The organism is Streptomyces sp. NBC_01716, assembly GCF_036248275.1.
GTDB lineage: Bacteria > Actinomycetota > Actinomycetes > Streptomycetales > Streptomycetaceae > Streptomyces.
The window spans coordinates 659010-673713 of the sequence record NZ_CP109181.1; the positions used below are offsets into that span (position 1 = coordinate 659010).

The 14704-nt window shown below is 69.9% G+C and carries 12 protein-coding genes; 4 read left to right on the forward strand and 8 right to left on the reverse strand.

From position 1 onward, the window contains the following. Position 1 precedes the first annotated feature (1 nt). Both OIE74_RS02810 and OIE74_RS02815 read right to left on the reverse strand, forming a co-directional pair. A complete protein-coding gene (locus tag OIE74_RS02810) occupies positions 2-1210 on the reverse strand; it encodes an aromatic ring-hydroxylating oxygenase subunit alpha (protein WP_329378024.1) in 1209 nt (402 codons plus the stop codon). Between the two features lie 282 nt (positions 1211-1492). Further along, the gene (locus OIE74_RS02815) at positions 1493-2734 is read right to left on the reverse strand and encodes an NAD(P)/FAD-dependent oxidoreductase (RefSeq protein ID WP_329378026.1); all 1242 of its coding nucleotides are present in this window, start codon (positions 2732-2734) and stop codon (positions 1493-1495) included. A gap of 1301 nt (positions 2735-4035) precedes the next feature. Between OIE74_RS02815 and OIE74_RS02820 the strand changes: the two genes are divergently transcribed. Next, positions 4036-4929, forward strand: coding sequence for a S1 family peptidase (locus tag OIE74_RS02820; RefSeq protein ID WP_329378029.1), 894 nt, complete (start codon positions 4036-4038; stop codon positions 4927-4929). Positions 4930-5014: 85 nt separating this feature from the next. On the opposite strand, the gene OIE74_RS02825 is transcribed toward OIE74_RS02820, so the two are convergent. Together OIE74_RS02825 and OIE74_RS02830 are read right to left on the reverse strand one after the other, a co-directional pair. Continuing rightward, positions 5015-5959, reverse strand: coding sequence for a DNA-3-methyladenine glycosylase family protein (locus OIE74_RS02825; protein ID WP_329378031.1), 945 nt, complete (start codon positions 5957-5959; stop codon positions 5015-5017). Positions 5960-5961: 2 nt separating this feature from the next. Beyond that, positions 5962-6333, reverse strand: coding sequence for a VOC family protein (locus OIE74_RS02830; RefSeq protein WP_329378032.1), 372 nt, complete (start codon positions 6331-6333; stop codon positions 5962-5964). A 78-nt stretch (positions 6334-6411) separates the two neighbouring features. Between OIE74_RS02830 and OIE74_RS02835 the strand changes: the two genes are divergently transcribed. Further along, positions 6412-6879 (forward strand): MarR family winged helix-turn-helix transcriptional regulator, encoded by a 468-nt coding sequence (locus OIE74_RS02835; RefSeq protein WP_329378034.1) that lies wholly within the window; start codon positions 6412-6414, stop codon positions 6877-6879. 292 nt (positions 6880-7171) lie between these two features. On the opposite strand, the gene OIE74_RS02840 is transcribed toward OIE74_RS02835, so the two are convergent. Then, positions 7172-8095 (reverse strand): 2-dehydropantoate 2-reductase, encoded by a 924-nt coding sequence (locus OIE74_RS02840; protein ID WP_329378036.1) that lies wholly within the window; start codon positions 8093-8095, stop codon positions 7172-7174. A gap of 288 nt (positions 8096-8383) precedes the next feature. Between OIE74_RS02840 and OIE74_RS02845 the strand changes: the two genes are divergently transcribed. Both OIE74_RS02845 and OIE74_RS02850 read left to right on the forward strand, forming a co-directional pair. Next, a complete protein-coding gene (locus tag OIE74_RS02845) occupies positions 8384-9661 on the forward strand; it encodes a glucarate dehydratase family protein (RefSeq protein WP_329392148.1) in 1278 nt (425 codons plus the stop codon). A gap of 58 nt (positions 9662-9719) precedes the next feature. Continuing rightward, positions 9720-10706 (forward strand): 2-hydroxyacid dehydrogenase, encoded by a 987-nt coding sequence (locus OIE74_RS02850; protein ID WP_329378038.1) that lies wholly within the window; start codon positions 9720-9722, stop codon positions 10704-10706. Positions 10707-10789: 83 nt separating this feature from the next. Here OIE74_RS02850 and OIE74_RS02855 read toward each other — a convergent pair whose 3' ends face one another. From OIE74_RS02855 to OIE74_RS02865, 3 genes are read right to left on the reverse strand one after another with little or no spacing between them, the layout of a single operon-like run. Further along, positions 10790-11503 carry a sulfite exporter TauE/SafE family protein gene (locus OIE74_RS02855; RefSeq protein WP_329378039.1) on the reverse strand — a complete coding sequence of 238 codons (714 nt, stop codon included), beginning with the start codon at positions 11501-11503 and terminating at the stop codon, positions 10790-10792. Further along, positions 11500-12660 (reverse strand): ABC transporter ATP-binding protein, encoded by a 1161-nt coding sequence (locus OIE74_RS02860; protein ID WP_329378042.1) that lies wholly within the window; start codon positions 12658-12660, stop codon positions 11500-11502. The genes OIE74_RS02855 and OIE74_RS02860 overlap by 4 nt, the downstream gene beginning before the upstream one ends. Then, positions 12653-14704 carry a dipeptide/oligopeptide/nickel ABC transporter permease/ATP-binding protein gene (locus tag OIE74_RS02865; RefSeq protein WP_329378044.1) on the reverse strand — a complete coding sequence of 684 codons (2052 nt, stop codon included), beginning with the start codon at positions 14702-14704 and terminating at the stop codon, positions 12653-12655. The genes OIE74_RS02860 and OIE74_RS02865 overlap by 8 nt, the downstream gene beginning before the upstream one ends.

Here is a 14704-nt window from a genome sequence, read left to right on the forward strand (position 1 = left end):
CTCACCCCGTGGCCTTTCCGGTCTCGGAGGTGTGCGCGCCGTTCCCGGCGTTCGCGGTGGTGTCGGGGCCCTGTGCCGTCTCGGCGAGGACCCAGGAGTCGATCTGCGAGACGACCTCCTCGTCGAGCGAGAGCTGTCCGGGTGTCCAGAGCGGGTTCGACAGGCCGCGGTGCGTGCGCTCGCACATCTCCCAGTCCTCGTAGTTCGCCTTGTCCCACAGGGCGAACACCGCCTCGTGGGAGAAGTCGCTCTTGGCGGTCTCGGAGGGGTGGAAGAGCCAGAAGTGCCGGACGAAACAGGTGCCGGGGCTCTCGGGCCAGACCCACTGCATCATCACGTAGTCGGCGGTGAACCCGAACAGCAGATTGGGCAGGATCGTGATCCAGTTGATCTTCTGCCGGTCGGCTTCGGGGACCAGCTCCATCGGTGTGCGGGCGCTGCGTCCCGTCATGGAGACGGAGTTGTAGGCGTTCCGGATGCCCTGCCAGGCGCCGACGATGTCGCCCTTGAGGTCGTAGGTGCCCGCGTCGTCGAAGTCGGTGATGCGGTGCAGGTCCTTGTGGGCCGTGGGGAAGTGCAGGCTCTCGTTGACGTTGTGCGCGACGAGCTTCCAGTTGGAGGCGACCGGGTAGTCCTTCGCCTCGACGCATTGCAGGTCGGCGAGTTCGTAGACGCGCGCGAACTCGCCGAACTCGCCGAGTGAGGCGTCGAGATCGGGGGCGTCGTCGGACAGGGCGATGAAGACGACCCCGAACCGGATCTCGGTCCGCACGGGCAGCAGACCGTTCTTCTCCTTCTCGAAGAAGTGGTCGAAGTAGGTGCCGTTGAGGCTCTTGAGCTTGCCGTTCCGGTCGTACACCCAGCAGTGGTAGAGGCAGACCAGGCTCTGGCGCTTGCCGGTCGCCTCCTCCACGAGTTTGTAGCCCCGGTGCCGGCAGTAGTTGTGGTATGCCTGGATCCCGTCGTCCCCGTGGATGATCAGTACGGATCCGGTGCCGATGTTCAGCGTGGTGTAGGCGCCCTTGTCCTTCAGCCGGGAGACATGGTCCACCGGGAGCCAGCGCCGGCCGTAGATGCGGGACATCTCCCGGCGGTACTGCTCCTCGCCGGTGTAGAACCCGTGCGACCTGCCGATGCCGCCCGTCTCGAAGTACGGCCTGTCGTCGCCCTGGTCACTGATGAGATCGAACATGCTGGACGCGCGCGTCATCTGCTGGTCTCCCTCAGAGGGTCAAGCGCATGGAATGCCGTGCGGGAACACCCATAACGCCGGGGCCCGCGGAAAGCCGCGGCGGACCCCGGCAACGGTGGTTACCGCATGACGAGTGATTACGGGGAAGCCGGGCCGGGTCGGCGCGGGTGAGGCGCGAGGGCTGCCCGGCCGACGGGCTGGAGCTGACGAAGCATCAGGGACGGGCGGCACGCCCGGCACAGGCCGGTCGGCCTGGTGAGCCCCTGGCCGGGGCTGGTGCGGCCGGCCCCCGTCGGCCCGTCATCCGGCCGGGTCGTAGATCCGCTTCTCCTCCGGCACGCCCGCGGCGTCGTAGAGACGTTCGAGGGCGTCCGGCGCGTAGACCTCGTAGTCCGGTACGACTCCGCCGATGAGGCCGAGCATCTTGTTGGTCCACTCCTGGCTGGCGCTCATCGCGGACATCGTCGCCTCGAAGAACGGCGGCAGTTCGGTGAGTTCGCCGAGCGTCGTCGTGAAGTCGTAGACGCCCGCGCTCTCCTCGTCGCGCAGCTTGTTGTACTCGGCCAGCGCCTCTTCCATCGGCCGCTCGCCGGCCAGGCCCTGGTGGACGCGCTCGGCGAGGAGTTCACCGTGTGCGAAGGCGTCGGTGATGCCCCAGCCGGTGTAGGGGTCCTTGTGGTAGCCGGCATCGCCGACCAGTGCCCAGCCGGGGCCGTGGGCGCGGCGGTAGTAGTTGTCCGGGTAGCGCATGGGCTTGAAGGGCTCCTCGCGCCTGCCCTGCTCGCGCAGCTGCGCGCCCATCTCCGGCGATACGTCGTCGAACACGGCCTGGAAGCCGGTCTCGACGTCCTTGCGGAACTCCTTGAGGTGGCGCTTGGTGCAGATGACGGCGAGCATGCTCACGTCGTCGTTCGTCGGCCAGGTGCCGAACCACTTCTCGTTGAAGCCGGTCTTGTGGTGCAGGCCCCAGTCGAGACCGGTGTAGTACGAGTAGTAGATGAAGCCGGCGGCGGGGCGCACGTTGTAGAGCTCCGCGCCGACCTTCTTGGCGACCGTGGAGTGGAAGCCGTCGGCGCCGATGACGACGGTGGCGCGGAACTCCCGCTCCTGGCCGTCCCCTTCGCGTCCTCGGATGCCCGTCACGCGGCCGTCGGTGAAGACCAGGTCGGAGACGGTGAACCCTTCGATCACCTCGGCGCCGGCGCGGCGGGAGGCATTGATGAGGATCTCGTCCAGCACGGTGCGGCGCGGGCAGTAGACGGCGTCGATGCCGTCCACCGGGTCGGCGAAACCGTTGAGTTCTATGCCCCGGTAGGAGTAGTTCATCTTCCGGAGCGCCGGGGTCTTGGCCCCGATGATCTCGTCGAGCAGACCCCATCCCTGGAGCTTGAGCAGTCCGGCCTGGTGGATGTAGTGCGTCGAGACGGCGTCGCTGGGGAACGAGGCCCGGTCCACCACAAGAACCCGGTGCCCCTCTCGTGCCAGCAGCATCGCCACCGGTGACCCGGCGCAGCGTCCACCCACAACGATCACGTCGTACATACGATCCCCCGTCAATTTGGTTTGAGGAACTGACGCACCGCTGTAAGCGGCGGGAGCACGACCCGGAGGCTATGAAAATCGACAGATGAAGGTCAAGTACGAGTAATAGCGAGGCAATGCGATGGCATCGATATCTCGCCACTTGAATGATCCATTCCGCCCAACTCCCGTACCGAGTGACCCACTTTGGGACCTGATGACGGGTCAGCAATGTGGCCTGCGTCACAATCCAACAGGGGTCTGAATCCAGCCAGCCATGGCGAGAAATTCAGCCCTTCTGGCAAAGCGAAGTTTTTTCGTTCTGAACTAAATAATGACGCGACGGTTGCGCCGCGCCGGATAATTCACCGCGCCGTAGGTTTATTTGAGCCCGACCACATGAACGCCGAGGCCACAGCCGCCTACCACCCCCCGTCACACGCCGTCAGCGAGCGCTCACCGCCGCTCGACGGGGGCGGCACAGGGGCTGCGCGGACGAAAGTTTCGGCGGCTCCCGTCCGGAACCGATCGGTCACAATCGCAAATCGGGAGCCTTCGGCGCGATGATCGGGAGCGGAGGGTCCGCCGGGCACCTCGTCGGGCTGGAACGGGGCGACGGGCCGCAGCCGTCGGAGTTCATGGTCGCGGCGGACAGATGCGGGTCATGGACGAGCCGGCCGGCGACACCAAACAGGCGATGGGCACCGACCGGTTCGCCGTCGGCACGAGGCACACCCCCGTAACCCTTCGCAAGAGCGCGTCTCCGGACGTATTCGGGCCTCGAAACGACGGTTCCCGGGATGCGGAGTCAAAGATTCGGCCATCTCGGATGCCCGGGAAATTCACCGGAAAGCCACGCACATTCCGCAGTCGCGGAAGCCGTACCGTACGCCGCAGAAGCCCCAACAGACTCAGTACACAACAGCTTTACCGGGCGGCGAAGCGAGCGGGAAACCAGGCGTGTTCGCGATATGACCTGTCGTAACCTTTCGCAAAGAGACTGCAAACAGGCTCAAACCCGCCGCCCGCCACGGGTGTTCTCCGCACGGGACGCAGAAGCCCGGGGGCGCGCACACGTTGCGCAGCAAAGGCGAAGCGCGGGGCGTGCGCCCGGCGCGGGGCCGGGAGCGCCCCCGCCGGCACGCAGAGCGATTCTCCGCCTGGGGACCGGAAGTCGGCCTTGTATCCGGAGCCGTAGCCGTCAACGATTCCACCGCGCAGCTTGACAGGTCCACGTCCAGCTACCGCCGGTACCGGACCTGCACGCACCGACCGCCCGCCCACCGGTGGGCCGTCCATCCCCCATGCCTACGGAGGATCTCGTGATCTTCAAGCGCTTCTCCCCCCTCAGCGGTACGTCGAGACGGGCGCGGCTCCTCGCAGTGACGTCCGGTCTGGTGGCCGCCGTCGCGCTCGCGACCCCCTCGGCCGTCGCCGCCCCGGCCCCCGAGGCCAAGGCGACCGCCTCGCAGCTCGCCGCCGCCGACTCCGCCGTGCTCGAAGCGGACGTCGCCGGCACCGCCTGGTACACCGACGCGAGCACCGGAAAGATCGTCGTGACCGTCGACAGCACCGTGTCGAAGGCCGAACTGGCCGAGGTCAAGGGCGCGTTGGCGGACTCCAAGGCCGAACTGACGATCAAGCGCACCAACGGCAAGTTCAGCCCGCTGATCGCCGGCGGCGAAGCCATCACCACCAGCGGCAGCCGCTGTTCGCTCGGCTTCAACGTGTCGGTCGGCGGCGTGGCCCACGCGCTGACCGCCGGTCACTGCACCAACATCGGCGCCAGCTGGTCCATCGGCACGCGCACCGGCACCAGCTTCCCGACCAACGACTACGGCATCATCCGCCACTCCAACGCGGCGGCGGCCGACGGTCGTGTCTACCTGTACAACGGCACGTACCGGGACATCACGTCGGCCGGCAACGCGTCCGTCGGCCAGTCCGTGCAGCGCAGCGGCAGCACCACCGGGCTGCGCGGCGGTACGGTCACCGGCCTCAACGCCACGGTCAACTACGGTGCCAGCGGCATCGTGTACGGCATGATCCAGACCAACGTCTGTGCCGAGCCCGGCGACAGCGGCGGCTCGCTCTTCTCCGGCAACACGGCACTCGGCCTCACCTCCGGCGGCAGCGGCAACTGCTCCTCCGGCGGCACCACGTTCTACCAGCCCGTGACGGAGGCCCTGAGCGTCTACGGCGCCACGGTGCTCTAGCACTTCCGTAGCACCCCGGCGGCGGACCGCGCGCAAGTCGCGGTCCGCCGTCCACGGCTACCGGGCTTCGGCCAGGCGTCCGGGCCTATCCCCCGGAGGCGACCTGATCCTGTGCACGGACGCGCAGAAGAAAGGCGACCCAGCTGCGGTAGGGGCGCCAGGAGCCGGCGATCGCGGCGAGCCGGGTGGTGTCGTCGGCCTCGGTGGCGTCGAGACCGTATGCCGCGGCCGTGGCCTTGTGGACGCGGGGCTCGGCTCGGGGGAAGACATCGGGGTGTCCGGCGCCCCGGATGAGGATCAGCTCGGCGGAGAACGGGCCGATGCCGGGCAGTTCCTTGAGGTCGGCGAGGGCGAACTCGGCGGGCTGGTCCCGGAGTTGGGTGGCGTCGAGCCGTCCGTCGAGGGCCGCGTCGGCGAGGCTGTGCAGGCGCTCGGTCTTGATATCCGTCAGACCGGGGATGTCGTTGATGCGCCGCAGCCGGGCCGGGGCGGGGAAGGCGTGCATCCGCCGGCCTGCGACGTGGACGGCCTGGCCGTGTTCCTCGGCGAGGCGGGCCTTGATGCGGGCGGCCTGGGTCCTGCGGATGCGGTTGCCGATGATCGTCCAGGCGGCGGCCTCGTACGGGGAGTGGAACAGCACCGGTCGCAGGCCCGGGAACTCCGCCTGGAGGCCGGCGACCACCGGGTCAGTACCCGCGAGGGCGGAGAAGCCGGTGGCGTCGACGTCGAGGGAGAGGATGCGAGCGATCTGGGTCCGCGCGGCTTCTGCGGTGGTGCCGGCGGCGGGCTCGGTGGCCTTGCCGTCGGCGTGGAGGGTGTATTCGGCGTGGACGGTTCCGGCGGCGCCGGCCGCCGCCTCCTTCTGCCGCAGCGCGCATCCGATGACGGACTCGCCGTCGTCGGCGGGGAAGGCCAGCCGGAGCACTCCGTCGGGGGCTTGGTCGTAGGAGGCGGGGGTGAAGCCCTCCAGGAACCGGGTCGATGCGGCCAGCGAGAAGGGGCCCTTGGGCGTGAAGGAGGCGGCGGGCACGGTCAGCGCGCCTGGTGGACGGTCAGGACGTAACCCTCGGGTCCGGCGAAGGAGAACATCGGGCCGAAGGGGCTGTCCGTGATCGGGGTGAGGATCTTGACGCCGTTCGCGGTGAGCTGCTCGTGGAAGGCCTGGGTGTCGGGTGTGGAGAACCACAGAGCGACGCCGAGGCCGGGGCGGCCGGCGTCCAGGTCGGTACCGGGCAGCGGGTCGCGTACGGCGAGCGGGACCGGCTTGGTGTCGAAGACGACCGCGCCGGGAGGCGAGGCGGGGTTACGGGTCAGGCCGAGGTTCCTCTCGCAGTACTCGGCGGCCGCCTGCAAGTCACGGACCTGCAGGGCGATGAAGTCAGGGCCATCGATGCTGACGGGCATGCTGTTCTCCTTGTTCAATGTCAGGACTTTGACATACTCGACGTTAGACCCCGACCCCTGAGGTGTCAAAATATGGGCATGAAGGACAGTTCTCATCCGCAGGCCACCCCGCCTCACCCTGCCGAGGATGTGCTCGACCACCTGGGGTATCGCCTCAAGCGCGCCCACGCCGCCCTGCGCGGTGCCATGGACCAGGCCCTGCGCGAGCACGGGCTGACCGTCCCGCAGTACGCCTGTCTGGAGGTTCTCGCCGCACGTCCCGGCCTGTCCAACGCGGAACTCGCCCGCGCCACCTTCGTCACCCGCCAGTCGATGAACGTGGTCCTGCGCGGACTCCAAGACGCCGGGCTGCTCACCCGGCCCGCCACTGTCGAGGCAGGCCGCGCCCGCCCCGCCTCTCTCACCGACGAAGGGCGCCGCCGGCTGAACGCGGCGCAGGGAGCCGTCTACGCCATCGAGGCCCGCATGATCAAGACGATTCCCGGCGAACGTCTGAGCCGGCTCCTCGAAGAGCTCGATGGGATGGCGCGCGCACTCAAGGACTGATCATCAGCACACCGGCCCCTAGGGCGTGTTTGAGAAGTCCCGTCTGGCCCACGACGCCTGGCACGCACGCTCGCCGCGTTGTCGGAGTCATCCAAGTACGTCCGGCCCATCTACGAGGCTGATCCTCCGCCTTGCGATCGCACGCACCAGACGCCGTGGGCCCCGCCCAGTGGGCGGACGACGCTACTTCTAAAACACGCCCTACCCCGGCACACACAGCTCGTACGGATCGAAGAACGCTCCCTCCTGCGGCGCCACGGTGCTGTCGCACCTCCGTAGCGCCCGTTCACGGCTAACGAGCCTCGGCCACCCGGGCGTTGTGAGCCCGCAGGGTCAGGGCCGCAGCCTGCAGGCGGGGCACCGCGAGGCTGAAGCCATGGGCCCGGTCGATCAGGTCTCCGAGGACATTCTCGACCTCGGTCGGCCGGCCCGCGACGAGTTCGCGCGACAGCGACGAGGTCGTCGGCGACTCCGCGGCGGTCACCAGTGCCCGGAGTCCCTTGAGTTCGTCCTCGCCCAGCGGATGTCCCGCCGCCGCGGCGACAGAGGCCGCCTCATCAAGGGTCCCCGCCGCGAAGCCCGCGCCGTCCTTCGCGGCGACGGCCGCACCGACCGTGCCCCGCACCAGCGAGGTGACCGCGCCGATCGTCGCGATCATCACCCACTTCGACCACATCGCGTCGACGATGTCCTCGGGCACCGTCACGGTGAAGTCCGGTGCGGACAGGGCCTCCGTCACCGCCGTGACCCGGTCGGAAGCCGAACCGTCGAGTTCACCGACCTGGATCCGGCCGCCCGGGGCGAACTGGCGGATGTCGCCGTTCGGGTCGAGCTGCGTGACGACTTTCAGTACGCCCCCGAGAACCGCACCGCCGAACCGCTCGGTGAGCGCGTCCACGTGCGCCATCCCGTTGAGGAACGGCACGAGCGCCGTCCCCTTCCCGACGCCGGGCGCGATGTCGCCCATGACCGAGGGCAGGGCGGCGGGCTTGACGGCGAGCAGGATGAGGCCGTACGGCCCGGCCAGACCCCCGGCGCCGACACAGCTGACCTCGATGGACTCGACCTGCGTGCCCTCAACGATGCGCAGCCCCCGCTCACGCAGCTCAGCGGCCCGTCGGGCCCGGACGAGGAAGTCCACCTCCCGCCCGGCCCGCACCAGCCGCCCACCCACGAACCCGCCTACGGCACCCGCGCCGACCACCAGAATCTTCATCGCATTCCCTCTTCGATCAACGGCTTGACGGACAGTCGACCGTGCAACGCGAATCCGCTCCTCGCCGATGCCGCAGACCTGGGAGATCCGGGAACCGTGTCCTCGGCCCGTGATCGGGCGCGTCAGTGCGGCCATGAGGATCCAGTTTCCATTTGTGGTCGGCGTCTACACATGTGGACAGTTGAGAGTTAGGCTGCTGCCGCGATCCCTCGCACACCGACGGCTCCCCCCGTCGTATCCACTGGAGGTCTCAGGGTGCGCGATCCACTGGTCAACGAGATCTACGCGATCAACGAGCCGCACCGGATCCAGGAGGTGCGGATCACGCCCGTCGCGTTCCGTGATCCGCCGCTGCTCAACACCGTTGGTGTCCATGAGCCGTTCGCGCTGCGCGCCATTGTCGAGGTCGTCACCGAGTCCGGGTTGCTCGGGCTCGGTGAGACCTACGGTGACCTGGCTCATCTTGAACGGCTGCGGCTCGCGGCGGCCGAACTGACCGGGGTCGACGTATGGCACGTTCAGGAGATCGCCCGCCGGATCGCGGTGGCTCTGGCCGCCGACACCGGAACGGGCGGGCACGGCATGAGCGGGATGGTCACCGGCAGCAGAACCGTCGACCGGGTGCTGTCGCCGTTCGAGGTGGCGTGTCTCGACATCCAGGGCAAGGCGCTCGGGCGGCCGGTGAGCGACCTGCTGGGCGGAGCCGTCCGGGATCGTGTCGACTACAGCGCGTACCTCTTCTACAAGTGGGCGGGGCATCCGGGGGCCGAGCCGGACGAGTGGGGGGCCGCCCTCGATCCGGACCAACTGGTCGCGCAGGCACGGCGGATGATCGACGCGTACGGCTTCACCGCGATCAAGCTCAAGGGCGGCGTGTGTCCGCCCGAGGAGGAGATCGAGGCGATCAAGGCGCTGCGCGCGGCCTTTCCCGATCACCCGCTGCGTATCGACCCCAACGCCGCCTGGAGCGTGGAGACTTCGATCCGGGTCGGCAAGGAACTCGCCGGAGTGATCGAGTACCTGGAGGACCCGACCACCGGGATCGAGGGGATGGCCAGGGTCGCGCGTGAGGTTCCGATGCCGCTCGCGACCAACATGTGTGTGGTCGCCTTCGACCAGGTCAAGCCCGCCGTCGCGCAGGACGCGGTGCAGGTGATCCTCTCCGACCACCATTTCTGGGGCGGTCTGGGCCGCTCCCGCTCGCTCGCCGGTATCTGCGACACCTTCGGGCTCGGTCTTTCGATGCACTCCAACTCGCATCTGGGCATCAGCCTCGCGGCAATGACCCATCTCGCCGCGAGCACACCCAACCTCACCTACACGTGCGACACGCACTGGCCGTGGAAGAGTCCCGACGAGGACGTCGTCGTGCCCGGTGCGCTGACCTTCCGGAACGGATCGGTGGCGGTACCGACCGCACCGGGGCTGGGGGTCGAACTCGACCGCGACGCCCTGGCCAGGCTGCACGAGCAGTACCTCGCGTGCGGCATACGTCAGCGCGACGACACCGGGTACTACCGCCGTACCACCGAACCGGCCTTCGACCCGACCGCGCCGCGATGGTGACCGCGGAGCCCGCCGCGCCCCGGAGGACCGCGGGCCGGACGGCCGGGCGGGAGGCGTCATGAGGATCGCCCTGACCGACCCCATCCTCACCCGGTTCTCCGACGAGCTGACCCGCGGCGGCACGGACGGTCACGACTGGGAGTTCCTCGCGGACCTGCCGGACGCCGATGTCGTACGGCGGCTGCCCACCGCCGACGTGCTGGTGGCCTCCCGGCTGACCGCCCCCGCGGCCCAGGCCGCCCGCCGGCTGCGGCTGGTGCATGTCACCGGCGCGGGCTACGACCGGATCGCGATCGACGCGCTGCCTCCCGCGACCGTCGTGTGCAACACCTTCCATCACGGCCCTTCCATCGCGGAACACGTGGTGATGACCACGCTGATGCTCTCCCGCCGGGTGCCGCGCGCGGACCGGCTGATGCGTGAGGGGACCTGGGAATCGGTCGCCGTGGATCCCGGCGTCACCCTGGGCACGACGCTCACGGGCCGTACGGTCGGAGTCGTCGGACTGGGCGAGATCGGCGGGCAGGTGGTGCGGGCGGCGACCGCGCTGGGCATGCGGGCCCGTGCCGTGCGACGCGATCCGCGGGCGCCGGTCCCAGGTGACCTGCGGCTGGACCGGGTGGACGGTGAGGACGGGCTGGACGACCTGCTGGCGGGCTCGGACGTCGTCGTCCTGACCGTGCCGCTGTCGGCGGCGACGACCGGACTGATCGGAGCCGCGCAGCTCGCGAGGATGCGCCCGGACGCCCTGCTCATCAACGTGGCGCGCGGTCCCCTCGTCCAGGAGGACGCGCTGTTCGACGCGCTGGCCGCGCGGCGGATCGGCGGCGCGGGGCTGGACGTGTGGTGGAGCCATCCCAAGGACGGCACCGGTGCGCACGGCTACACCCGCCCGTTCCATACGCTCGACAACGTCGTGATGACGCCTCACCACTCCGGTCACACCCAGGAGACCTTCGCCAACAGGGCGCGGGAGATCGCCGACAACATCGGCCGGCTCTCCAGGGGCGAGCCGCTGACGAACGTGGTGCGCGGCGGGCGCTGAGCCCGCGTACTCGCGGCTCACGGCCGGCCGGTCCGGCGATCGGCCGGCCGCTGCCACGGCAGGTCGGCCGACAGGCCCCGCGATCAGACGAACTGACGCACCGTCAGCAGTACGGCTCCGGCCAGCGCCAGCACCGTCGCGACCGCTCTGGCCCGCCCCACGTTCAGCTTGTCGGACAGAGGGCGCGCCAGCAGTACGCCGCAGGCCGCGGCGGGAGTCAGCAGGACCGTGTGGCGCAGACTGTCGGTGTGCACCGCGCCCACGGCCGCGAGCGCGACCAGGCTCATCAGCGAACCGGCCAGGAAGAACCCGCTCATCGTGGAGCGCAGCTCCGGCCCCTTCATACGCTGCCAGACCAGCGCCATCGGGGGGCCTCCGATGGAGGTCGCCGTACCCATCAGCCCGGACGCCATCCCCGCCAGCACCACGGCACGCCGGGTCGGCGTCGGCCGGAAGCCGCGCACGCTCGCGACGACACCCACCACGACCACACCGGCGACACAGAGCGCCAGCCACCGCGCGGGCAGCAGGGCCACCAGTGCCGCGCCCGCGATCACGCCCGGCACCCGGCCGAGCAGCGCCCAACCCGCTCCCCGGAGGTTCACATGCGCGCGGTCCAGCAGCAGGACCGAGCCCGTGACGGCGGTGGAGAGCAACAGCACCACGGGCACGAGCGCGGGCGCGACCAGCGCGATCACGGGAGCGGCGAGCAGCCCGAGGCCGAATCCGATCGACACCTGGAACACGGTGCCGATCAGAACGACCGCACAGAGCAGGGCGAATACCGGCAGGCTCACCTGTCCGCCGACGCGGTGCCGGCCGCCGCTCCCCCGCCGCCGCCCGCGGACCCGATGCTCAACGGCTCGGCGCTCAGCGGGAAGTGGCACAGCCCCTCGTGCCGCTCCGGACCCGCCCCCGGGCGTCCGCCCGCAAGCCGCGTACCAACCGCCGCGCCGTCACGCGCGCGAACCGGTGGGGCGTCCTCCGCGCACCGGTCGGCCGCCTGCCAGCAGCGGGTACGGAACCGGCAGCCCGACGGCGGGTCGAGCGGCGAGGGAATCTCCCCGCTCAGCAGAATGCGGTCGGCGCGTGGCGCGGCACCGGAGACATCCAGCGCCGGAGCCGCCGACATGAGCGCGGCGGTGTAAGGGTGCACGGGGCGGTCGAAGACCTCCTCGGTGGGGCCGTGTTCGATGACCTTGCCGAGGTACATCACGGACACCCGGTCCGCGACATGCCGGACCACCGACAGGTCGTGGGAAATGAACACGTAGGAGACGTCGAGCCGTTGCTGGAGGTCGGAAAGGAGATTGAGCACCTGTGCCTGCACCGACAGGTCCAGCGCCGAGACAGGTTCGTCGCACACGATCAGATCGGGATCGAGGGCCAACGCGCGTGCGATGCCCAGCCGTTGGCGCTGGCCGCCGGAGAATTCGTTGGGGTATCGGAAGGCGTCGGCCGCCCGTAGCCCGACGAGGTCGAGCAGTTCGCGTACGCGGGTCTCGCGCGCCCGCGCGGTGGGTGCCACGTCCCGGTGGGTGCGCCACGGCTCGCCGATGATGTCGGCGGCCGACATCCGGGCGTTGAGTGAGGCGAAGGGGTCCTGGAACACCATCTGCACCCGGCGGCGCCAGGCCAGCAGTTCCTTCTTTCGCAGGGCGAACGGGTCGGTCCCGTCGAAGCGTACGGTCCCCGAGTCCGGCCGCTCCAGCAGGAGCAGGACCCGGGCGAGGGTGGACTTGCCGCAGCCGGACTCGCCCACCACGCCGAGCGTCTCGCCCCGGCCGAGGCGCAGATCGACGCCGTCCAGCGCGGTCAGTCTGTTGTGGCCCGCGGCATTGCGCGGGACCTTGAACGACTTGGTCACGCCGGTGACTTCCAGCAGCGGCCCGGACGTCCGGCCGCTGTCCGGCCGGCCCGGGGCGGTCGTCCCGGAGGTGTTCTTCTCAGACACGGGTGAGCTCCTCGGAGAAGTGGCAGGCGACCGCGCGGCCCGCCTCGTCGTCGGTCAGGAGAGGGGGACGTACCTCCGCGCAGCGTTCCCTGGCCAGCGGGCACCGCTCCTGGAAGACGCATCCCGCCGGCACCGCGCTCAGCTCGGGCGGGCTGCCGGGCACGGCGGGCAACGGGCCGCCCCGCTCGGCGTGTTCCGGTACGGAGTCGAGCAGGCCCTTCGTGTAGGGGTGGCGTGGATTCGCGAACACCTCACGCACCGGGCCGGTCTCCACCACGTTGCCCGCGTACATGACGGCGACGTCGTCGGCGCGTTCGGAGACGACGGCGAGGTCATGGGTGATCAGCAGGACCGCCATGTCACGCTCGGCCTGGAGATCCCGGAGCAACCGCATGATCTGCGCCTGGACGGTGACGTCGAGGGCGGTCGTCGGCTCGTCGGCTATCAGTACGTCGGGACCGAGCGCGACGGCCATCGCGATGAGCAGCCTCTGGCGCATGCCGCCGGAGAACTGGTGCGGGTAGGAACGCGCGCGGGCGCGGGGCTCGGGGATGCCGACGGTCTCCATGAGCTCGATCGCCTTCTCCCTCGCCTGGCGCCGGGAGAGACCGCGATGGATACGGAACGGCTCGCCGAGCTGTCTGCCCACGGTCTGGACGGGATTCATCGCGGTGAGCGCGTCCTGGAAGACCAGTGACAGCACGGGTCCGGCGAGCCGTTTGCGCGCGGCGCCGCCGAGGCGCAGTACGTCGGTGCCACCGACCCGGACCGCTCCGCCGGCCACGTCGGCGACGGGTTCCAGCAGGCCGGCGATCGTCTGCGCGGTCATCGACTTGCCGCAGCCGGACTCGCCGAGCAGCGCGAGGGTGCGTCCCTTGTCCAGAGTGAAGCTGACGGAGTCCAGGGCGCGTACGGTGCCGGAGGGCGTACGCAGGTCGACGCTGAGTCCCTCGACCTCCAGCGCCCGGCGGCTTCCGTCGTCGTCGGCGACCGCGGGTCCGGGCCGGGCCGCCCCGGTCGCGCCGGGTGCATCGGATGTCTCGGGCGTCTCGGGCGTCTTCGCCGTACGTGCGGCCGACGGCTCCGTACCGTCGCTCGCGGCCGGCCGCTGACGCTTCTTCCTCGGCAGCGTCAGGCGCCAGCGCTGCGCCGGGTCGGTGGCGAGCCGTACCCACGCGGCCAGCACCGTGGCCGACACGGTGGTCAGAACGATGGCGAGTCCGGGCAGTATCGCGATCCACCAGGCCGTCTGCAGATACTGACGCCCCTGGGCGACCATCAGTCCCCAGCTGATCTCCGGCGGCTGAATGCCGATGCCGAGGAAGCTCAGTGACGACTCGGTCAGCATGACGAAGCAGAAGTCGAGCGTGGCGACCGTGAGCAGGGTCGGCAGGGCGATCGGCAGGATGTGCCGGTAGATGGTCGGCCAGGTGCCCGCGCCGAACGTCCGTGCCGCGTCGACGAAGAGACGGCTCCTGAGTTCGGCGCCCTCGGCGCGCGCGGTCCGCAGATAGACCGGGATCCGGGCGAGCGCGAGGATCAGCACGATGTTCGTGGCGCTGGGCGCGAAGACGTAGAGCACGACGACCGCGAGCAGCAGGGAGGGGAAGCTGAGGATCACGTCCGCGACCCGCATCGCGGCGTTCTCCCGCCAACCGCCGCGGTAGCTGGCCCACATACCGATCGCGGAACCGATCACCAGTGAGCACACCACCGCCGGCAGCGCGACGGACAGCGTCGTCGCGGCGGCCTCGACGAGCCGCGCCAGCACGCTGCGGCCGAGCACGTCCGTGCCGAGCAGTCCGTAGAAGCCGTGGTCGAAGGAGGGCGGGCGCAGTGAGGCGTCCAGGTTCTGGCGCCCGGCGTGGTCGCCGATGACCAGGGGGCCGAACAGCGCGACCAGGAACACCAGCCCGAGCAGTACGGCGGCGACGGCCGCGACCCGGTCCTTGCCGAGCAGGGTCCACCAGCGTGGTGGGCGGGTGTGGGGCGTGGCGGCGGTACCGGTCGGCGGGCCGGCGGTGGCGGTGACGTTGGCGGTCAT

Coding starts and splice junctions, on each gene's coding strand:
- OIE74_RS02810 (WP_329378024.1), bottom strand. CDS start 1,210: ATGACGCGCGCGTCCAGCATGTTCGATCTCATCAGTGACCAGGGCGAC.
- OIE74_RS02815 (WP_329378026.1), bottom strand. CDS start 2,734: ATGTACGACGTGATCGTTGTGGGTGGACGCTGCGCCGGGTCACCGGTG.
- OIE74_RS02830 (WP_329378032.1), bottom strand. CDS start 6,333: ATGCCCGTCAGCATCGATGGCCCTGACTTCATCGCCCTGCAGGTCCGT.
- OIE74_RS02835 (WP_329378034.1), top strand. CDS start 6,412: ATGAAGGACAGTTCTCATCCGCAGGCCACCCCGCCTCACCCTGCCGAG.
- OIE74_RS02840 (WP_329378036.1), bottom strand. CDS start 8,095: ATGAAGATTCTGGTGGTCGGCGCGGGTGCCGTAGGCGGGTTCGTGGGT.
- OIE74_RS02850 (WP_329378038.1), top strand. CDS start 9,720: ATGAGGATCGCCCTGACCGACCCCATCCTCACCCGGTTCTCCGACGAG.
- OIE74_RS02865 (WP_329378044.1), bottom strand. CDS start 14,704: ATGACCGCCAACGTCACCGCCACCGCCGGCCCGCCGACCGGTACCGCC.